The organism is Amycolatopsis sp. NBC_01480 (assembly GCF_036227205.1).
In the GTDB taxonomy this organism is placed as follows: domain Bacteria; phylum Actinomycetota; class Actinomycetes; order Mycobacteriales; family Pseudonocardiaceae; genus Amycolatopsis.
In genome coordinates, this window is the sequence record NZ_CP109442.1 from 9147845 (window position 1) to 9167706 (window position 19862).

The 19862-nt window shown below is 72.7% G+C and carries 17 protein-coding genes; 6 read left to right on the top strand and 11 right to left on the bottom strand.

What is annotated here, in order from left to right; genetic code table 11:
- Positions 1–14 precede the first annotated feature (14 nt).
- The 3 genes from OG371_RS42600 to OG371_RS42610 all read right to left on the bottom strand — a co-directional run bounded on the left by OG371_RS42600 (position 15) and on the right by OG371_RS42610 (position 4531).
- A complete protein-coding gene (locus tag OG371_RS42600) occupies positions 15–530 on the bottom strand; it encodes a hypothetical protein (protein ID WP_329062660.1) in 516 nt (171 codons plus the stop codon).
- A gap of 98 nt (positions 531–628) precedes the next feature.
- A complete protein-coding gene (locus tag OG371_RS42605) occupies positions 629–3619 on the bottom strand; it encodes an ATP-binding protein (protein ID WP_329062662.1) in 2991 nt (996 codons plus the stop codon).
- Between the two features lie 138 nt (positions 3620–3757).
- Positions 3758–4531 (bottom strand): DJ-1/PfpI family protein, encoded by a 774-nt coding sequence (locus OG371_RS42610; RefSeq protein ID WP_329062664.1) that lies wholly within the window; start codon positions 4529–4531, stop codon positions 3758–3760.
- A 98-nt stretch (positions 4532–4629) separates the two neighbouring features.
- Between OG371_RS42610 and OG371_RS42615 the strand changes: the two genes are divergently transcribed.
- The 3 genes from OG371_RS42615 to OG371_RS42625 all read left to right on the top strand — a co-directional run bounded on the left by OG371_RS42615 (position 4630) and on the right by OG371_RS42625 (position 8202).
- On the top strand, positions 4630–5607 hold the full coding sequence (locus OG371_RS42615) for a GlxA family transcriptional regulator (RefSeq protein ID WP_329062666.1): 978 nt from the start codon (positions 4630–4632) through the stop codon (positions 5605–5607).
- Positions 5608–5686: 79 nt separating this feature from the next.
- Positions 5687–7837, top strand: a complete 2151-nt coding sequence (locus tag OG371_RS42620) for a YibE/F family protein (RefSeq protein ID WP_329062668.1) — start codon at positions 5687–5689, stop codon at positions 7835–7837.
- Positions 7838–7923: 86 nt separating this feature from the next.
- Positions 7924–8202, top strand: coding sequence for a hypothetical protein (locus tag OG371_RS42625; RefSeq protein ID WP_329062670.1), 279 nt, complete (start codon positions 7924–7926; stop codon positions 8200–8202).
- Positions 8203–8276: 74 nt separating this feature from the next.
- On the opposite strand, the gene OG371_RS42630 is transcribed toward OG371_RS42625, so the two are convergent.
- Both OG371_RS42630 and OG371_RS42635 read right to left on the bottom strand, forming a co-directional pair.
- Complete coding sequence (locus OG371_RS42630) at positions 8277–8939, bottom strand: hypothetical protein (protein WP_329062672.1); 663 nt, start codon at positions 8937–8939, stop codon at positions 8277–8279.
- Positions 8936–9529, bottom strand: coding sequence for an MBL fold metallo-hydrolase (locus OG371_RS42635; RefSeq protein WP_329062674.1), 594 nt, complete (start codon positions 9527–9529; stop codon positions 8936–8938). Before OG371_RS42635 ends, OG371_RS42630 begins: the two co-directional genes overlap by 4 nt.
- Before the next feature lie 135 nt (positions 9530–9664).
- On the opposite strand from OG371_RS42635, the gene OG371_RS42640 reads away from it, so the two are divergent.
- Together OG371_RS42640 and OG371_RS42645 are read left to right on the top strand one after the other, a co-directional pair.
- Complete coding sequence (locus tag OG371_RS42640; RefSeq protein ID WP_329062676.1) at positions 9665–10552, top strand: peptidylprolyl isomerase; 888 nt, start codon at positions 9665–9667, stop codon at positions 10550–10552.
- Between the two features lies 1 nt (position 10553).
- On the top strand, positions 10554–11339 hold the full coding sequence (locus OG371_RS42645) for an aminotransferase class IV family protein (protein WP_329062679.1): 786 nt from the start codon (positions 10554–10556) through the stop codon (positions 11337–11339).
- A gap of 9 nt (positions 11340–11348) precedes the next feature.
- On the opposite strand, the gene OG371_RS42650 is transcribed toward OG371_RS42645, so the two are convergent.
- Positions 11349–12128: an enoyl-CoA hydratase/isomerase family protein gene (locus OG371_RS42650; RefSeq protein ID WP_329062681.1), complete on the bottom strand. Its 780-nt coding sequence runs from the start codon at positions 12126–12128 to the stop codon at positions 11349–11351.
- Positions 12129–12302: 174 nt separating this feature from the next.
- Between OG371_RS42650 and OG371_RS42655 the strand changes: the two genes are divergently transcribed.
- Positions 12303–13142 (top strand): alpha/beta fold hydrolase, encoded by an 840-nt coding sequence (locus OG371_RS42655; RefSeq protein WP_329062682.1) that lies wholly within the window; start codon positions 12303–12305, stop codon positions 13140–13142.
- On the opposite strand, the gene OG371_RS42660 is transcribed toward OG371_RS42655, so the two are convergent.
- The 5 genes from OG371_RS42660 to yajC all read right to left on the bottom strand — a co-directional run bounded on the left by OG371_RS42660 (position 13139) and on the right by yajC (position 19822).
- On the bottom strand, positions 13139–15496 hold the full coding sequence (locus OG371_RS42660) for a RelA/SpoT family protein (RefSeq protein ID WP_329062683.1): 2358 nt from the start codon (positions 15494–15496) through the stop codon (positions 13139–13141). The genes OG371_RS42655 and OG371_RS42660 overlap by 4 nt on opposite strands.
- A gap of 169 nt (positions 15497–15665) precedes the next feature.
- On the bottom strand, positions 15666–16184 hold the full coding sequence (locus OG371_RS42665; protein WP_329062685.1) for an adenine phosphoribosyltransferase: 519 nt from the start codon (positions 16182–16184) through the stop codon (positions 15666–15668).
- A gap of 5 nt (positions 16185–16189) precedes the next feature.
- The gene (secF, locus tag OG371_RS42670; protein WP_442876046.1) at positions 16190–17467 is read right to left on the bottom strand and encodes a protein translocase subunit SecF; all 1278 of its coding nucleotides are present in this window, start codon (positions 17465–17467) and stop codon (positions 16190–16192) included.
- A gap of 1 nt (position 17468) precedes the next feature.
- The gene (gene secD / locus OG371_RS42675; RefSeq protein WP_329062687.1) at positions 17469–19193 is read right to left on the bottom strand and encodes a protein translocase subunit SecD; all 1725 of its coding nucleotides are present in this window, start codon (positions 19191–19193) and stop codon (positions 17469–17471) included.
- A 203-nt stretch (positions 19194–19396) separates the two neighbouring features.
- Positions 19397–19822 (bottom strand): preprotein translocase subunit YajC, encoded by a 426-nt coding sequence (yajC, locus tag OG371_RS42680; RefSeq protein ID WP_329062690.1) that lies wholly within the window; start codon positions 19820–19822, stop codon positions 19397–19399.
- Between the last annotated feature and the right edge of the window lie 40 nt (positions 19823–19862).

The window sequence follows — 19862 nt, forward strand, 5'->3', positions numbered from 1 at the left end:
GCCCCGGCCGGCCCTCAGCCGCCGCTGGTGTAATACGTGATGTCCCAGTGGTTTCCCTCGTCGCAGTACAGGTTTCCGGACGCGGCTTTCCACTGTGGATAGCCGTCGCCGCGAAGGCCGATGTAGCTGAAGGCGCTCTTCACGTAGCCGTCGATGCAGCTGTTGTGCGCGATGTCCACTTTGTAGCCGTTGTAATGGCTGTAGGTGCCCGCAGCGTGGCCCACCTCGGTGCCGCCGGTGATGTTGATGGCACAGCCGCTGGCGTGCTTGAGCGTGATCACGCCGCTGACCGTGGTCTGGTTGATCTGCTCGTACGAGGTGCAGGTGGAGTTGGACCTCGTGGTGCACCCGCCGCTGGACGAGTGGGTGACCCCGGCCGCCGACAGCTGCGAAGCCGCCTGCGCCTGGGTCAGCTTGGTGACCGCGGGCGCGGCGGACGCGGTGCCGGCGGTGCCCAGCAGCGCGGTCGCCGTGGCGGCGGCCAGTCCGAGAGCCGCGCGGGACCACAGCGGCATCGGGGGAACACGCATGAATAGCCTCCTCGTGGGGAGTTCTGACGAGCGGCAGCCAAGACTCGGGCGCCATAACTTCGCCAAACGCGGGCCACCGCGGTGGGCAAGCAGGCGGGTCAGGTCCTGATCTTCGTCAAGACTTCACGGGCCCGGTCCCGCGCCGGGGAATCACTGGACGCGGCGTTCAGCTCCCGCAGGGCGCGCAGCTCCCACAGCGGGAAGCCCAGGCCCTTGAACAGGCCGGCGGCGTCGGTCAGCACCCGCCGGGCGTCGCCGTCCGCGCCCGCTCCGGCGTGCAATCGGCCCAGACTGAGCAGCGCGTACCCGGTGCCGCGGCGGTCCCGCAGCTCGCGGAAAACGCCCATCGCGGCGCGCAGGTGCCGCTCGGCGCCGTCATGGTCGGCGGCGCGCAGCCGGGCTTCGGCCAGGCTCCGGTGGGTGTACGCGGCGGCGTGCCGGTGCCCGATCTGCTCGAACAGCGCGAGCGAGCGCGAAAGGCAGCGCTCCCCTTCGCCGACTTCGCCCGCTTCGGCGTGCAGGTCGCCGAGGCTGCGCAGGACGTGCGCTTCCCAGTGCCGCTCGCGGCTCCGGACCGCGCCGCCGAGCGCGTCCGTCAGCAGGTCGGCGGCGCGGTCGGCGTGGCCGTGGCGGCGCAGTACATCGGCGTAGCGCTTGGCCACCTGGTCGTGCCCGCGCCCGTCGGCGAGCAGCAGGCTGGCCTCGAAGCTCTCCAGCGCGCGCCGGACGTCGCCGAGGTCCTCCGACAGGCCGCCGAACTGGGCCGCCGCGGTGGCCTGGCCCCGGCTGTCCCCGCACTCGCGCAACAGCTCCAGCGCCTCGCGCAGCTCCTCCACGGCGAACGCGGCCTGCCCGGCGTCGGCGTCGATGTCGGCGAGCACGACCAGCGCCGCGCCCGTGCCGCGCGGGTCGCCGAGCGCGCGGAACCGCCCGCCGGCCATGGCGAAGTACGTCCGGGCCTGGCGCCAGCGGCCCTGCTGCCACTGCACCGAGCCGAGGGTGAACAGCTTGTGCGCCTCGCCCGGGCGGTCGCCCAGCCGGCGGGCCGCGGCCAGCCCGGCCACCGAAACCGCCCGCGCGGCCCCGCTCACCCACGGCGAACCGGCCAGGGCGAGGCAGGCGTCGGAAAGCCGCGCCGCGAGGTCGGGCCAGCCGTGCGCGCCGGCCAGCCGGACCGCGGCGGCGACCAGGTCGATCTCGGCATTGCGCCAGGCCCTCGGGTCAGCGGTCGCGGCCCGCGCCGCGCTCACGTCCGGCCGCGCGAACGGCGGCCCGGCCGGGGTGAAACCCTGGTCCAGCACGGAAAGCACGCGTTCGGCCAGCGCCAGCACGGCCTCCAGCGCCCGGCGCAGCGCGGCGCGGTCCGGCTCCCGGCCGGGCAGCCGGGCCAGCCCGAGCCGGACGAACCTCGGCACGGAATGGCGGCCACGTTCGTCGACGGTGAGCAGGTGCGCGTCCAGCAGGGACTCCAGCCGTTCCCCGGTCTCGGCGACGCGTCGGCCCAGCAGCGCCGCGGCGCACCAGGACGGGACCGGGCGGCCGAAAACCCCCAGCAGCCGCAACAGTTCCCGGTCCGCGGGCGGGCACCCGTGCAGGGCCGGCAGCACCGCGCCGCGCACGCTCAGGTCGCCGGCGACCAGCTCGTCCAGCGCCCGGCGCTCGTCGGTGAGCCGCGCCGCCAGCTCGGCGACGCGCTGGTGCGGCCGCGCGGCCAGCCGCAACCCGGCGATCCGCACCGCGAGCGGGAGGCCGGCGCAGCGGCTGACGACCACGTCGGCGGCGGCGGGCTCGGCCGCCAGCCGCTCCGGGCCCGCCACCGCGGCGAGCAGCGCGCGTGCGTCCACTGTGGACATCTCACCCACCCGGACCGGACGGGCGGCGGCCAGCCCCGGCAACGGGTTCCGCGCCGTCACCAGCACCGCGCAGCCGGCGCCGCTCGGCAGCAGCGGCCGGACCTGCGCCTCGGCGCGCGCGTCCTCCAGCACCACCAGCAGGCGCCGGTCCACGGTGTGGCTGCGCCACAATCCGACCAGCCCGGGCAAGTCGGCCGTCAGCTCGGCCGCCGACGCGCCGAGTGCCCGCAGGAACCCGGCGAGCACGTCACGAGGATCGGCCGTGCTGAGGTCCGCGACGAGCTGGCCGTCGGGGAATCGCCGGCGGGCCCGCCACGCGGCCTGCACGGCGAGCACGCTCTTGCCGGACCCCGGCGCGCCGTGCACCACCACGGGCGCGGGCGAACGCAGGCCGCGCGCGATCTCCGCCAGCTCGGCGGCCCGTCCGGTGAAGTCCGGGGCCGGCGCGGGCAGCTGGGCGGGCGGCCCCGCCGACGTCCAGTCGGTGCCGGCGACGCGGCGGTAAACGGCGTCCAGCTCCGGGCCCGGCGTCACGCCCGCCTCGTCCCACAGCGCGCGGCGGGTCCGGCGGAGCAGGTCGAGTGCCGAATCGCGGCGGCCGAGGCCGGCCAGCGCGGCGGCGAGGCGGGCGGCGAGCCGCTCGTCCGCGGGCCGGTCCGCGACCACCGGGGCGAGCCGGTGGACCACGGCGTGGCGGTCCCCGCCGGCCAGCTGCAACTCCACCAGCTGCACCAGCACCGTGCGGCGCCGGTCCTCCAGCCACAGCTCGTGCGCCTCCACCAGCGGGCCGGTCTCGACGTCGCAGAACGCCCCGCCGCGCCAGCAGGCGAGCGCCCGCTCGAGCAGCCCGCGCTTGGCGACGGGATCCTCGGCGGCCAGCCCGGCCGAGGCGAGGGCGACGAACTCGGTGGCGTCCAGCTCGTCCTCGCCGACGGTCAGGGCGTAACCACGCGGGCCCGAACGCAGCCGCTGGGCCGGGGCGTCCGAAGCCAGCCCCGGCGACAGCGTCTTGCGCAGCTTGGACACGGTGACCTGGACGATCGCGGCCGCGCTCGGCGGCGCGCCGTCCGGCCACAGCTCGTCGACGATCGTGGCCCGGCCGACGAACTCGTTCGGGCGGGCCAGCAGGAGCGCGAGCAGGCGCCGGGGCTGGGCCGCCGAGGGCAGCGTCACCGCGGTGTTCCCCACCGTGTTCCGTGCTGTGGCCGCCAACGGGCCGAGGACCTGGAACCGCACCGCGGAGCTCCCTGTTTTGACCCGCCTCGAGTGGCCCGAATGTAACCGCGGGGCCCGGGCCGCCGGGCGCTTCCGCCGCTGGTCACCCGGATGGCCCACCCCGTTGGTGGGTCCGCCGCCCCGGCCGCCGGGCCCGGGTCAGGCGTGGGCCAGCAGTTTCGCCATCAGCTCCGGGTGGTCGGCGAGGCCTTCGCGCAGGGCGTGCTCGCGCAACGGGGTCAGGTTGCCGTGCGGCGCGTTCGCCCAGTCGAGCGGGCCGAGCGGCGGCTGCGGGTCGTACTCGATGCCGAACTGGACGATCCGCGCCATTTCCGTCCCGGCCAGCCGTTCGACCAGGTGCAGGGCCAGGTCGATGCCCGCCGAGACGCCGGCCGCGGTGATCACCGGGCCGTCCTCCACCCACCGCTCGGCCACCGGCGTCGCCCCGGACGCGCGCAGCAGATCGCGGAACATCCAGTGTGTGGTGGCCTTCCGGCCCTTCAGCAGCCCGGCCTCGCCGAGCAGCAGGGAGCCGGTGCAGACGGACGTGACGAGCTCGGCCGTCTCCGCCGCCTGGGCCAGGTAGCCGATCAGGGTCCGGTTCGCCAGCGCCCGCAGGGTCGGCGCGGCACCGCCGGGCACGAGGATCGCGTACGGGTCCGGAATCGCGTCGAACGTGTGGCTCGGCGCGATCCGCAACGGCGAGTCGGTGTCGATCGGGTCCAGCGTCTTCCCGACGACCACCACCCGCATCCCCGGATCGGCCGCGGCCAGCCCGGCCAGCACCTGCAGCGGGCCGACCAGGTCGAGCGCGGTCAGGCCGGGGTAGACGACGAAGGCGAACGTCTTCTGCTTCTCGGTCTCGCGGTTCTCGGCCGCCTGGTTCTCGGGCGCGTCATTCTCGGGCTTGTCCGTACTGGGCTTGTCGGTCATGGCCCCACCGTGGCCCGCGCCGCCCGCGCGCACGTCGGCCGTGTCCCGATTCCTGCGAACCATGTCCGTCGGCCGGTCGAGCTGGTAGCTTCCCGATCATGCCCGGTCCCCCGCGGCAGGTCGTGATCGTCGGCTTCCCCGACGCCGAGCTGCTGGACGTCGCCTGCGTGTCCGACGCGCTCGACGCCGCGAACCGGATCGGCGCGCGCCCGCCGTACACCATCCGTCTGGCCACTGTGGACGGTCATCCGTTCCGCTGCCAGTCCGGCCTCACGCTGACCCCGCACGTCCGGCTCGACCAGGTGCCGGGCGATCTGGACACGGTGATCGTCGCGGGCGGGGTCGGCCACACCGCGGCCGCGCGCGACGAGCGCCTGCTGGAACACCTGCGGCGGCTTTCGCGGACCAGCCGGCGCACTGCGTCGGTCTGCACCGGCTCGACCGTGCTCGCCGCGGCCGGGCTGCTGAGCGGCCGGCGCGCGACCACGCACTGGGCGTACGCGTCCCGGTTCGCCGAGAAGTACCCGGCGGTGACGGTGGACCCGGTGCCGCTGTTCATCCGGCACGGCGACGTGTACACCTCGGCCGGCGTCACCAGCGGGCTCGACCTGACGCTGGCGTTCGTCGAGGAGGACCACGGCCCGGCGGTCGCGCGCGAGGTGGCCCGCGCGCTCGTCACGTATCTGCAGCGGCCGGGGAACCAGGCGCAGGTGAGCATGTTCCTGTCCGGGCCGCCGCCGGAGCACGGGCAGGTCCGCGACCTCGCCGCGTACGTGAGTGAGCACCTGGCGGACGACCTCGGCACCCCGGTGCTGGCGCGCCACGCCGGGATCAGCACCCGCCAGCTCACCCGGCTGTTCGACGCGCACCTGGGCACCACGCCGGGCAAGTACGTGCGGACCGTCCGCGCCGAACACGCCGCGCGCCTGCTGTCCGGCACCGACCTGCCGCTCACCGCCATCGCCCGGCACTGCGGCTTCGGCTCCACCGAGACGCTGCGCCAGGCGTTCCTGGACCACTTCGACACGCCGCCGTCCGCCTACCGCCGCGTGCACCTGCGCCAGGCCTACGGCTGAGGCCGAAACGCCGGATACGACCGGCTCCTCCCCCACCCGATACGGGTGCGGCCGGACCCGGGAGTGCAGGATGTGCGCCGTGGCACCGCGCGACTACCCCGACTACGACGCCGACGACGCCGACGGCCCCGACGGCGCCGGCGACACCGGCCCGATCCGCCGCGTCCCCGGCGAGCCCCCACCCGCGATGCCCGGCTCGTCCCGCCCCCGACGGCCTCGCGCGACGTCTTCGCCTGCCTCCGCCACCCCGCCCCCTTCCGACGCTGGGTGGCCCGCCGCCGACCCTCCGGCTGATGCCTGGCCGAGCGCCGACGCTCCGGGCGTGGACGCCTCGTGGCCGGATCCCGCCGCCGCGTGGCCCGCCGCGGAAGACGATCGCCCCCGCCGCGACCGCCGCCGCACCGGGGAAACTCCTTTGCCGCAGGGCACCCGCCGCCCCCGTACCCCGGACAACGGCGCCCCGCGCACCTCCGACGGCCCACCGGCCGGCGGCGACCCCCGCCCTCGCCGCCCACGCGCCGAAGGTGATCCCGCCCGCCCGCGACGAGGCGAACTTCCCAGCGGCACAACAGGTTCCCGTCGAATCCCCCGCCCGGACACCGACGCCGAAACACCAGCCGAAACCACCGGCGGCCGCCGCACCCCCCGCGGCGAAACCACCGGTGCTCGCCGTGTGCCCCGCCCCGAGTCGCCCGGCGAGACCATCGACGGCCGCCTCACCGGCCGCGCCGAATCAGCCGCCGAGGCCCCCGGCAGCCGCCGTGCGTCCCGCGCCGAGTCGCGCGGCGAGACCACCGGCGTCCGCCGCGCAGCCGACGTTGGGACAGCCGCCGAGACGACCGGCGGTCGCCGCTCCTCCCGCGGAGAATCAGCCGCCGAAACCACCGGCGCCCGCCGTGCCTCGGCCGAGGCGCCGGCCGGAACCCGTGGCGGCGGGCGGTCGCGAGGGGGACCCCCGGTCGAGCCGCCGGATCCGGTCGCCGCGGTCGGGCATGGGCACGGCCACGGGCATGGCCACGGCCCCGCGGCACCGGCGTCGCGGCGGGTGCGGAATCTGCTGATCTGGCTGCTCACGCCGTTGGCGCTGGCGACGGTCGTCGGGATGATCATGCTGTACCCGTGGGGCAAGCCGGCGCCGAAAAGCGCGGTGCAGCAAGGGACTCCGGTGCAGGCGTCGATCACCGCGACCGCCACCGGGCCGTGCCTCGCCAACGGGCAAGTCCAGGTCGGCGCGCAGGCAGACCCCGACCAGAAGCCGTGCCTGACCGTCGACCTGACCATGACCAGCGGGCCCGGCAACGGCAAGCAGCTCAAGCTGACCGTGCCGATCGAGCCCAGCACCCCGCGCTTCTCCAGCGGCGACGCCGTGGTGCTGGCCTACAACGGCGGCGACGCGTCTGACCCGTCCTCGTTCCAGCTCGTCGACTTCCAGCGCGGCACGCCGCTGGTGCTGCTGGCCGCGCTGTTCGCCGTCGCGGTGCTGGTGCTCGGACGGTGGCAGGGGCTGGCCGCGCTCGTCGCGCTGGTGCTGAGCTTCATGGTGATCGTGCTGTTCGTGCTGCCCGCCATCCTCGCCGGGGAGAACCCGCTGGTGGTGGCGATCGCGGGCGCGGGCGCGATCATGTTCGTCGCGCTGTACATGACCCACGGGCTGTCGGCGAGAACCTCGGTCGCTGTGCTCGGCACGCTGGTCAGCCTCGCGTTGATCGGCGTGCTGTCCGCGATCTTCTCCGCCACCGCGTCACTCACCGGTCTCGACGACGCCACGTCCACCCTCATCGGCTCGCTCGGCCACGGCATCGACGCCCGCGGCCTGTTGCTGGCCGGCGTGGTGATCGGTGCGCTCGGTGTGCTCGACGACGTCACCATCACGCAGACCAGCGCCGTCTGGGAGCTACGGCGGGCCAACCCGTCGCTGGGCTGGCGCGAGCTGTACCGCTCCGGCCTGCGCATCGGCCGCGACCACGTCGGCTCGGCGGTGAACACGCTCGTGATGGCCTACGCCGGCGCCGCCCTGCCGGTGCTGCTGTACTCCTCGATCTCCGGCGTCGGACTCGGCGCGCTGCTCGGCAGCGAGGACATCGCGTCGGAGATCATCCGCACGCTGGCGGGCTCGGTCGGCATCGTCGCGGCCGTCCCGGTCACCACCGTGCTGGCCGCGCTGATCGCCGCCCGCGAGCCGATCGACCACCTCGTGAGCCCCACGAATACCCCTTCGTCACACCAGTAACGCGATCCCGCCCCGGCCGGTCCGGCGGCCCGCGCGTGCGGTACGAAGACCGCACCGAGCGCTGCCGGGGTTCGTCAGGAGGGGCCGTGTTCAACGTCGTACTGGCCGGGCCGCGGCTCGCGCTGCACCTCACCCGCCGGCTCTTCGCCGCGGGCCTGGTCGCCGCCGAGACGGTCCCCCGCATCGCCACCGCCCTCGACGAAATGCGCGCCACCCTCCGGCAGCTCGAACGCCTGCTGGCCTACATCGCCGAGGAACTCCCGGAACTGGCCTACCAGGTGGAGCAGATCCGGGCCCGCCTGGACGCCGAGCCGGAAGCCGACCACCCGGAGCCCGCTGCCCCCGCGCGGGTCCGGCGAGGCTGACCGGGTTTCGCCCGCCCAGCCCCGAAACTCGACGCCTACAGCGCCCGCGAAACCTGGCCTAGCAGCGACAGCGTTCAGTCCAGCGTCGCGACGAACCGGCTGACCGCTTCCATCGGGAAGCGCTGCACGTAACGCCCGGCCGGAGCGGCCGAAGCCAGCCGATAAAGCGGCCGCTCCGCCGCTCCGCCCCCACGGGCCTCCGAGCGGAGTTCCGCCACCAGCAGCTCCGAGAAGACCAGGCCGTTGGCTTCGGTGTTGTTCAGCAGCGCATCGGCCACGCGGCGCAGTTGCAGGGCGCTCAGCTCACGGCCGCCGGCGCCGGAGAACACGGCCAGGTCGACCTTCACCACTTTGCCGCGCCGGCCCGCGTTCACGAGCAGGCTCACCGTGCGCGTGCCCCGCACGTCGCTGATCACGATGTCCAGCCGCTGCGCCTCGACGAGGTCGACGCGCCGCACGCCCCACGTCCGCACGAGCAGCGTGGTGCCCTCGATCCAGATGCGGCGGCGGACGCTGTACAGCACCACGTAGACCAGCGGCAGCGCGATCACCACCGCCACGATCAAGCCCGGCAGCTGCCCGGCGATCAGCCCGGTGATGCCACCGGCGGCCGCGCCGATGATCACCGCGCCGAGCATCCCGGACCAGCCTCGACGCCGGCGCAGCTTCGGGTCGTCGGCGAACAGCGGCAACCGCTCCGGCGTGCTGGCGCCCTTCGCACCACCCTGCTCGGTCATGCCCCCGCCCCGGTGAGAAACGGGTTCCCGGCGCGCTCGCGGCCGATGGTGGTGGCCGGTCCGTGGCCGGGCAGGACCACGGTGTCGCCGGCCAGGGTGAGCAGCTTCGTGCGCAACGATCTCTCCAGTTCGGCGCCGGCGGCCCGGTCGCCGGAGCGGCCGATCGACCCGGCGAACAACGTGTCCCCAGTCAGCACCAGCCTGCCACCTTCGCCCGCGGTCACGGTGAACGCCACCGAACCCGGCGTGTGGCCGGGCAGGCCCAGCACCGTGAGATCAAGACCCGCCACCGTCAGCGGGCCTTCGGTGAGCGCCTCGAACGGCCCGTCGTGCCAGTCCGCGTCGGCGGGATGCAGGTGCAGCGGGACGTCGTGCGCCCGCGCCAGCGCCGCCGCCGAGCCGATGTGGTCCGGGTGCCCGTGGGTGGCCAGCAGCGCGACCGGGACCAGCCCGTGCTCCGCGAGCGCCGCGGTGAGGGGTTCACCCACCTCTTCGCCGGGGTCGACCACCACACACCCGCCGCCCGCGGACGGCGCCAGCAGGTAGCAGTTGGCGCGCAGCGGCCCCGCGGCAAACCCGGCGACAAGCACGAAAACCCTCCCCGGGAAGCGCCGCTGATCACGATCGGGTCGAGACTAGCCGCCCCTGTACAGAGTCCTCACAGGCTGTGCCCATACACTGCCGCTACCTCAGACGTGTGACATCGAGCGGAAACTGGAGGGCGGGTGGCGACCAACCAGCAGCGCCGTGAAGCCGCGAAGCGGAAACTCGAGCGGCAGCTCGTACGCCGGGCGGAGCGGGCGAAGCGACGCAAGATCGTCGGCGCTGGTGTGGTCGGCGGTGTCGTCCTCATCGTGGCCGGTGTCGTGGTGTGGGTCGTGAACAGCGGCGGCAGCAGCAGCGACACGGCGGCCGCCTCGCCGCCGCCTTCGTCCAGCTCGGCCCCGGTGCCGTCGCTCACGAACATCCCGACGCAGCGCACGGCCATGCCGACCCGGCCCAAGGCCCTGCCGAACCCGACCACGTGCACCTACGCGGCCGACGCGCAGAGCCCGACCGGCGCGAAGAAGCCGACCGTGCCGGACGGCAAGAACGTGCCGTCCACCGGGAAGGTGACTCTCACCTTCAAGAGCACCGCGGGCGACATCCCCGTGACGCTCGACCGGGCTCTGGCGCCGTGCACCGTGCAGAGCATGGTGAGCCTGGCCCAGCAGGGCTTCTACACCGACACGATCTGCCACCGCCTCGGCGTCACCGACCTGCAGATGCTGCAGTGCGGCGACCCGAACGCCAAGGGCAACGTGCAGACCGACGGCCAGGGCGGGCCCGGGTTCACCGTGCCGGACGAGTACTTCACCGGTGAGAAGTACGGCCGCGGCATCCTCGCGATGGCCAACACCGGCCAGCCGAACACCGGCGGCAGCCAGTTCTTCATGGTGTACGGCACCGCCGACCTGCCCGCGACCTACACGATCTTCGGCAGCATCTCGGACGAGGGCCTCAAGGTGCTCGACCAGATCGCGAAGACCGGCATCGGGGCGGTGGGCCAGGACGGCGCGACCGGCGAGCCCAAGAACCCGGTGAAGTTCACCGCGGTGACCGTCTCCGCGTGAGGTGGATTTCCCGCTCGAGCTGAACGGCGCCCCGCCCGGCGTGGCGGGCCTCGCGTCCGCGATGGGTGGCTACGGCCACTTCACCGCGATGCAGGTCCGCGACGGGCGGGTGCGCGGTCTCGGCCTCCACCTGAGCCGGCTGGAAGCGAGCACCCGGCTCCTGTTCGGCAGCAAGCTCGACACCGAGCTGGTCCGTTCGCACTTGCGCCACGCGATCGCCGGGCACGCGGCGCTGTCCGCGCGAGTCGTGATCTTCTCCCGGTCCAGCAGCGACGAACCGGTGATGGCGCCGGAGATCCTGGTCCGGACCGGGCCGCCGCACGAGCCGGTGACCGAGCCGATCCGGCTCAAGTCCGTGCGCTACCAACGGGATCTGCCGCAGGTGAAGCACCTCGGCACGTTCGGGCTGATCCACCACTCCCGTCAGGCGCGCCTCGCGGGATACGACGACGCGATCTTCGTCGACGACGCCGGGCGGATCAGCGAGGCGTCGATCTGGAACGTCGGCTTCCTGTCCGGCGGCACGGTGGTGTGGCCCGAGGCGGCGGTGCTGCCCGGTATCACGTACCTGGTGCTGGAGCAGCAGCTGCGCGCGGCGGGCGTCCCGCAGGAGGTCCGCCCGGTGTACCCCGGTGAGCTGCCGGGGTTCGACGCGGTGTTCCTGACCAATTCCGAGACGATCGGCCGCCCCGTGGCCTCAGTGGACGGAGTGCCGCTGCGCTCGGACCCCGCCGCCGGGCGACTGTTGCGCGAGGCCTACGAAAGCGCGGCCTGGGACGAGATCTGAGCCGGGCCGTCAGCGGTAGGTGAACTTCGGCGGCCGCCGGTTGAGGAACGCGTCGACGCCCTCCGCGTAGTCCTCGCCGTGCAACGCGGCGAGCCGGATCTCCTCGACCTCGGCGTCGGTGCTTTCCTGGCCCGCCACGATCTTCTCGATGATCCGGTTCATCCCGCGGACCGAGGCCTGCGAACGCGAGCACAGCGTCGCGACGAACGCGGCCGTCGCGCCGGCCAGCTCCTCGGCCTCGAAGACGTCGTTCACCAAGCCGATCTCCCGCACCCGCACCGCGCCGACCAGCTCGCCCGAGAGCAGGAAGTACTTGGCGTTGGCCGGCCCGACGAGCGAGACCAGCTGCCGCGTCGAGTCGAAGTGGTAGACGATGCCGAGCTTCGCCGGGGTGATGCCGAACCGCGCGCCGGCCGCGGCGAACCGGAAGTCGCACGCCACCGAAACCTGGCAGCCGCCGCCGATGCAGTTGCCCTGGATCATCGCCACCGACGGCTTGCGCATCGCGGTCAGCGCGCTGACGGCGCCGTCCACGGCCTTGTCGTACGTCGCCGCGCCCTCGGCGGTGGAACGAAGCTCGCGGAACTCACTGATGTCCGCGCCGGCCGAGAAGTGCTTGCCCGCGCCTTCGAGCACCAGCACCTTGAGCGCCGGGTCTGCTTCGACCTGCGCCACGACGTCCGGGATCGCCGACCACATGCCGTAGGTGATGGCGTTCATCTTCTCCGGCCGGGCGAACGTCAGCCGGGCGACCTCGCCGTCGCGGGTGAACTCGAATCCGTCGGTCATGCCCAGCACCCTACTGTGCCATTCATTACCAATCCGGCCACAGTCACGGCGGACTCGACTAAGCACCAGCCGTCACCACCCGCTCGGTCCGCCTACTTTTGGCCGGATTGGTAATGGGATCGCCCTGCGCGAAACTCCTGGTTGTGACCGGGCCGTCGCACTAGCGTCGGCCGCATGGGGATGATCGAGGCGAACGGGGCCCGGTTCGGCTACGACGAAGCCGGGGAGGGGCCTGCGGTCGTGCTGCTGCACGCCGGGCTCGCGGACCGGCGGATGTGGGACCACCAGTTCACCGCGCTGGCCGAGCACCACCGCGTGATCCGCTACGACCGGCGCGGCCACGGCGAATCCGACGGCCCCGAAGGAACCGTTTCGCACCACCGTGACCTGCTCGCGGTGATGGACGCCCTCGGCGTGGACGAGGCGGCGCTGGTCGGCTCCTCGATGGGCGGCGCGTACTCACTGGACGCCGCGCTGGCCGCGCCCTCGCGCGTCCGCCGGATCGCCCTCGTCGGCGCCGGTCTGTCCGGGCACGAGTGGCCGGCGGACATGGCGGCCGAGATGTGGGCGACGCTCCGGGCCGCGGTCCCGCCGGAGCGGCTGGAGCAGTACCAGGCGCACACGGCTGAGCGCGTCGACGAGGCCGACGTCTCCGCCGCCGCCGAGGCCAACGCGCGCTACTTCATCGTCGGTCCACATCGGACTCCCGACGTGCTGGATGCGCGGACTTGGTCGATGGCCAAGGAAATGTGCGAGCTGGTCTACCGCCGGGCCTGGAACGGTCCGAAGTGGACCGAGGACGTCCCGGCCACCCGGCCCCGCCTCGCCGAGATCGCGGCGCCCACCCTGGTCCTCATCGGACTGTCCGACGCCTCCGGCCTGCTCGCCCTCGCCGACCTGTTCACCACGGCCATCCCCGGCGCCCGGCGGCTCGACCTGCCGGACACCGGGCACCTGCCGCCGATGGAACGACCGGCCGAGACAACCCGGGCACTGCTGGACTTCCTGGCCTAGGAAGCCGAAGTCACCCGGTACACGTCGTAGACGCCTTCCACGCCCCGGACCACCTTCAGCACGTGGCCGAGGTGCTTGGGGTCGCCCATTTCGAACGAGAAGCGGCTGACCGCGACCCGGTCGCGTGAGGTGGTGACCGACGCGGAGAGGATGTTGACCTTCTCGTCGGCCAGCACCTTCGTCACGTCCGACAGCAGGCGGTGCCGGTCGAGGGCCTCGACCTGGATCGCGACCAGGAAGACCGACGAGGCGGACGGCGCCCACTCGACCTCGACCAGGCGCTCGGGCTGGGCGCGCAGGTCGTCGGCGTTCGTGCAGTCCGTGCGGTGCACGCTGACGCCGCCGCCGCGCGTGACGAAGCCGAGGATCTCGTCGCCCGGCACCGGGGTGCAGCAGCGCGCCAGCTTGGCCCAGATGTCGCCGGCGCCCTTGACCACCACGCCGACGTCGTTGGAGCCGCGGCGCCGGGTGACGGTGGACGGCGTGGCCCGCTCGGCCAGCTCCTCCTCCGCCTCGTCGACGCCGCCGAGCAGTGCCACCAGCCGCTGCACCACGTGCTTCGCGCTGGTGTGGCCCTCCCCCACGGCCGCGTAGAGCGAGGAGATGTCGGCGTGGCGCAGCTCCTTGGCGACCGAGCCCATGGACTCCGCGGAGACGAGCCGCTGGATCGGCAGCCCGACCTTGCGGACCTCCTTGGTGATCGCCTCCTTGCCCGCGTCGATCGCCTCGTCGCGGCGCTCCTTGGCGAACCACTGGCGGATCTTCGCCCGCGCCTTGGGCGAGCCGGCGAACTGCAGCCAGTCGCGGCTCGGCCCGGCGCTTTCCGCCTTGGAGGTGAAGATCTCGACGACCTCGCCGTTCTCCAGCTTCCGCTCGAGCGCGACCAGGCGGCCGTTCACGCGGGCGCCGATGCAGCGGTGGCCCACCTCGGTGTGCACGGCGTAGGCGAAGTCGACCGGCGTGGAGTCGGCGGGCAGCGTGATCACGTCGCCCTTCGGCGTGAACACGAAGATCTCGCGCGCGGCCAGCTCGTAGCGCAGCGACTCGAGGAAGTCGCCCGGGTCGGCCGCCTCCCGCTGCCAGTCGAGCAGCTGGCGCATCCAGGCGATCTCGTCGACGTCGACCGAGTTGGCCCCGTTGCCGCCGTGGGTGCCCTTGGTTTCCTTGTACCGCCAGTGCGCGGCGATGCCGTACTCGGCGGTGCGGTGCATCTCGTAGGTGCGGATCTGGACCTCGAGCGGCTTGCCGTCCGGCCCGATCACGGTGGTGTGCAACGACTGGTAGACGCCGAACCGCGGCTGCGCGATGTAGTCCTTGAACCGGCCGGGCACCGGCTGCCAGAGCGCGTGCACCACCCCCATGGCCGCGTAGCAGTCGCGCACGTCCTCCACCAGGATCCGCACGCCGACCAGGTCGTGGATGTCGTCCAGGTCGCGGCCGCGGACGATCATCTTCTGGTGGATCGAGTAGTAGTGCTTCGGCCGGCCCTCGACCTTCGCGGTGATCCGCGAGGACACCAGGTTGCTGGTCAGGTCCGTGATCACCGAGCGCAGGTAGGTGTCGCGCGAGGGCGCGCGGTCGGCCACCAGCCGCACGATCTCGTCGTACTTCTTCGGCTGCAGGATGGCGAACGCGAGGTCTTCCAGCTCCCATTTCACCGTGGCCATGCCGAGCCGGTGGGCCAGCGGGGCGAGCACCTCGAGCGTCTCGCGCGCCTTGCGGGCCTGCTTCTCCGGCGGCAGGAAGCGCATGGTGCGCATGTTGTGCAGCCGGTCGGCCAGCTTGATGACCAGCACCCGCGGGTCCTTGGCCATCGCGATGACCATCTTGCGGATGGTCTCCGCCTCGGCCGAGGTGCCGAGCTTGACCTTGTCCAGCTTGGTCACGCCGTCGACCAGCTCGCCGACCTTGTCGCCGAAGTCGGCCTTCAGCTCGTCGAGCGAGTAACCGGTGTCCTCGACGGTGTCGTGCAGCAGCGCGGCGACCAGCGTGGTGGTGTCCATGCCCAGCTCGGCCAGGATCGTGGCGACGGCGAGCGGGTGCGTGATGTACGGGTCGCCCGACTTGCGCCGCTGCTCGCGGTGCAGCTCCTCGGCGACGTCGTAGGCGCGTTGCAGCAGCGCCAGGTCCGCGTTCGGGTGCAGCTCGCGGTGGATGACGGCGAGCGGCTCGAGGACCTGCTTGACCGGGGCGGCGCGCTGGGCGGTGATGCGGCGCGCCAGCCGGGCCCGGACGCGGCGTGTCGCGGACGGGGTGGGCGCCGCGCCGTTGGGCTTCGGCGCTGGCACGGCCTGCGCGCCCCGCCCACCGGCGGCGTCCTTGGCGGGCGACGCTGCGTCGAGCTCCTGGCTCACCCGCACCTCCTGCTGCTCGTGCGGCCTTCGAACCCCCAGGGTAACCGCTGGGCCGCCCGGCCTCTCCGCCCACGCCCATTCGGAGGGTGACCCGGCACGCCCCGCAACGCGTTGAAGGCCTCCTTATCTGCGTCTCACGCAGGCAAGAAGGCCTTCAACGACGGCAAGGTCAGCAGATCTGAAGCGAATGCACCGATCGGCCGCCGAGCACCGCGCGCCCGCCGAGGCCGGCGAGTTCGAGCACCACGGAGATGCCCGTGACCGAGGCGCCCGCGTCTTCCAGCAGTTTGCCGGTGGCCGCGACCGTTCCGCCGGTGGCGAGCACGTCGTCGAGCACAGCGATGCGCTGGCCGGGGCGGACGATGCCGGCGGGCAGCTCCACGCTGGCGGTGCCGTATTCGAGCGCGTAGTCGACCCGGCCGGCCACCGACGGCAGCTTGCCGGGCTTGCGCACCAGCACCACGCCGAGGCCCTGGGCGTACCCGACGGCCGCGGCGAGCAGGAAGCCACGGGCCTCGACGCCGGCCAGCAGCTCGACGCCGGGGTCGAGGGTGCCGGCCAGCGCGTCGGTCACCGCGGCGAAACCGGCGGCGTCCGCGAAGAGCGGGCTCAAATCGCGGAACAGCACGCCGGGCTCGGGAAAGTCCGGCACCTCGGCGATCAGGCCGAGGGCCTTGTCCAGATCCATCCGGGTCAGCGCTTCCGCTTCGCCGAGGACACGCCACCACGACGCGGCTTCGACTTCGGCGTGCGCGCCGAAACGCTGGCCGCCGCCGCGTACGCCTTCTCCTTGCGGAGTTCGGCCGCGAGGGCTTCGTCATCGGCGGCGTCGAACTCCTCGTCACCGCCGCGGGCAGCCGCCTTCTTCTCCTGGCTGGCCCGGCGGGCGCGGACGCGCTCGGCCTGCTGCCGGTACTGCGGGTCGCGCATCTTGAAGTCGACCAGCAGCGGCGTCGCCAGCGCGAGCGAGGACAGCACGCCGACCAGGGTGCCGGTGAGCTGCACCAGCGCCAGGTCCTGCAGTGTGCCGGAGCCGAGCAGAATGTAGCCGACGATCAGCAGGCCCAGGATCGGCAGCAGCGCGATGAACGCGGTGTTGAACGACCGCATCAGGGTCTGGTTCAGCGCCAGGTTCGCCGCCTCGGCGTACGTGCGGCGCGTGAGGCCGAGCAGGCCGCGGGTGTTCTCGCGGACCTTGTCGAACACCACCACCGTGTCGTACAGCGAGAACCCGAGGATGGTCAGCAGGCCGATCACCGTCGCCGGGGTCACCTCGAAGCCCGCCAGCGAGTACACGCCCGCGGTGACCACGATGTCGTGCAGCAGCGAGACCAGCGCGGCCATCGCCATCCGGGTGTCGAAGTAGATCGCCAGGAAGATGACCACGGCCACCAGGAACACCAGCAGCGCGATGATCGCCTGGCGGGAGATCTCCCCGCCCCAGGACGCGCTCACCGCGCTGTCGCTGATCGACGCCTCGCTCGCCTGTCCGTTGCTGCCGATCGGCGCGTAGTCGGTGAAGATCTGCTGCTTGACCTTCGCGACCCTCGCCGCGTCGAGCGTCTCCGAGCGGATCTGGATGGTCGAGGCGTTGCCGGTGCCGACCTTCTGCGTCTCCGACGGCTGCTCGCCGAGCGCCTTGGAGAACGAGCCGATCACCTGCTGGGTGCTGATCTCGCCGTGCGCGCCGTGGGCCGGCAGCTGGATCTGCGTGCCGCCCTCGAACTCGATGCCCCAGGTGAACCCGCGGAACACCATCGAGCCGATGCACACCAGCACCAGCGCCGCGAAGAAGATGTACCAGCGCTTGCGCGCGCCGATGATGTCGAACGCGCCCGTGCCGACGTACAGCCGGTGGAACACGCTCTCCTTCTTGGCCTTGCCGCCCTTGGCCGCAGCGGCCCCGTCGGTGGCGGGGGTCCCGGTGGCGTCGGTGGTCTCGGGGCCGGTGCCCTGCTCTTCCTCGCCCACGTCAGGCCTCCTTCACGTTCGAGCGGCCGACCGAAGGACGCGCGGCCTTGCGCTGCGAGCCCAGCTGCTGCACGGCGCCGAGGCCGAGGTGCCGGGGGTTGGACAGGAACGCCGACTTCGACGTGGAGAACAGCGACACCAGCGGGTGCGTGACCAGGTAGACGACCACCAGGTCGAGCACCGTCGACATGCCCAGGGTGAACGCGAAGCCCTGCACGTCGCCGACCGCGATCACGTACAGGATTGCCGCGGCCAGGAAGCTCACCGCGTCGGACGCCAGGATGGTGCGCCGGGCGCGGACCCAGCCGCGGCCCACCGCGGACCGGAACGTCCGGCCCTCCCGGATCTCGTCCTTCAGTCGTTCGAAATAGATGACGAACGAGTCGGCCGTGATGCCGATGGCGATGATCAGGCCGGCGATGCCCGCGAGGTCGAGCGTGTAGCCGATCCACCGCCCGAGCAGCACCAGCACCGCGTACACCAGCAGTCCGGAAAGGACCAGCGAGAAGATGGTCAGGATGCCCAGCAGCCGGTAGTAGAACAAGCAGTAGATGAACACCACGATCAGGCCGATCGCGCCGGCGATCAGGCCGGCCTCCAGCGAGGCCAGGCCGAGCGTGGCCGAAACCGTGGTCGCGTCCGAGGAGCTGAACGACAGCGGCAGCGAGCCGTACTTCAGGATATCGGCCAGGTTCTTCGCGTCGGACTGGGTGAACTGCCCGGTGATCTGCGTGTTGCCGCCGAGGATGGCCGACTGGATGGTCGGCGCCGAGACCACCTGCGTGTCCAGCACGAACGCGGCCTGCGACTGCACGTTCGCCGAGGTGAAGTCACCCCAGATCTTGCTGCCGGCCGAGTTGAACGTCATGTCGACGGTCCACTGGCCGCGCGTCTGGTCGTAGCCCGAGGAGGCGGTGGAGATGTCCGTGCCGGGCAGGAACTCCGGGCCCAGCACGTACTTCGTCGCGTCCTTGTCACCGCAGGCGACCAGCGGCTTGCTCGAGTCGTCGTTGCCCTCCAGCGGGTCCGCGACGTTCGGCGCGCAGACCAGGGAGGCCATCGCGGCCTGCTGCGCGGCCTGCGCCTTGGCCTGGTCGGTCGAGGCCAGGTCGGGGTTCTGCCGGACGGCCTGGGCCTTCTCGATCGGCGTCTGCTGCTTCTGGCCGCCGGACGGCGGCGCGGGCGAGGTGCTCGGCGTCTGCGCGGGCGCGCCGGCGGCACCGCCGCCACCGCTGGCCGGGGGCGACGAGGGGGTGCCCGAAGAGGACGGAGGCGTGGACGGCTTGCCCGAGGGCGGCGTCGAGGGGGTGCCCGAGGCGGGCGGCGGCGTGGCTCCGGCCGGGGTGTTCGGCTGCGAGGTGATCACCTTGCGGAAGCCGAGCTTCGCGGTCTGGCCGAGGTTCTTCGCCTGGTCGCCCTGCTCGCCCGGGACCGTGATGACGACGTTGTTGCCGTCCAGCAGGACCTCGGCGCCGGCCACACCGATCCCGTTGACGCGGGTCTCGATGATCTGGCGCGCCTGGTTCAGCTGATCGCGGTTGGGCTGGCTGCCGTCGGGCGTGCGCGCGGTCAGCGTGACCCGGGTGCCGCCCTGCAGGTCGATGCCGAGCTTCGGGGCCGGCTTGCCGCCGCCGGTGAAGAACACCAGCGCGTACAGCACGATCACGATCAGGGCGAAGAAAGCGAGATAACGTCCCGGGCGCAGGTGCCCGGCCGATGGTGCCACGGTGCTTCGGTCTCCTCGGACTGGGTGTGCCCCACTGGTTACGGTGAGCGAGCCGGGAGGGGTCTCCCGGACGCTGCTGGGCATGACTATGGCGGCGGACACGCACGCAGCACCGAGACAGTACTCGGTGCTGCGTGAGCCCGGCGTTCACCCGTACCGACTTTCGTCGGCCGCGGGCGAGTCACTGCCCGACCAGCGGGAGGTTACTTCTTCCCGTGCTCCAGCGGGGGCGCCACCTGGGCGCCCGACTTCTCGGTCTCCTCCGCGGAGATGGACTCCTGGGCCGGGGCCTCCGAAGAGGTCGACGCGACGCCGCCGACGGTGTCGGTCTCGGTCTCCTCGACGGAGTCCTCTTCGGTCTCGACGGTCGGCTCGACCTTCTCGCGGACGGCCTGACGCAGCCAGGTGGTGATGACGCCCGGCGCGATCTCGATGTCGATCGTGGTGTCGCCCGACGCGTCGGCCACGAAGCCGTAGAGGCCCGACGTGGTCATCACGCGGTCGCCGGGGGCCAGGCCTTCCTGCAGGTCCTTCTGGGCCGCCTGCTGCTTCTTCTGCTTGCGGGTACCCATGATGAGCGGCACGGCCACCACGAGCAGCAGCAGCAACGGCAGCAGTAACTGGTTCATGACTCTCCATTCGACGGACGCCGCTGGGTTGCCGTTACGT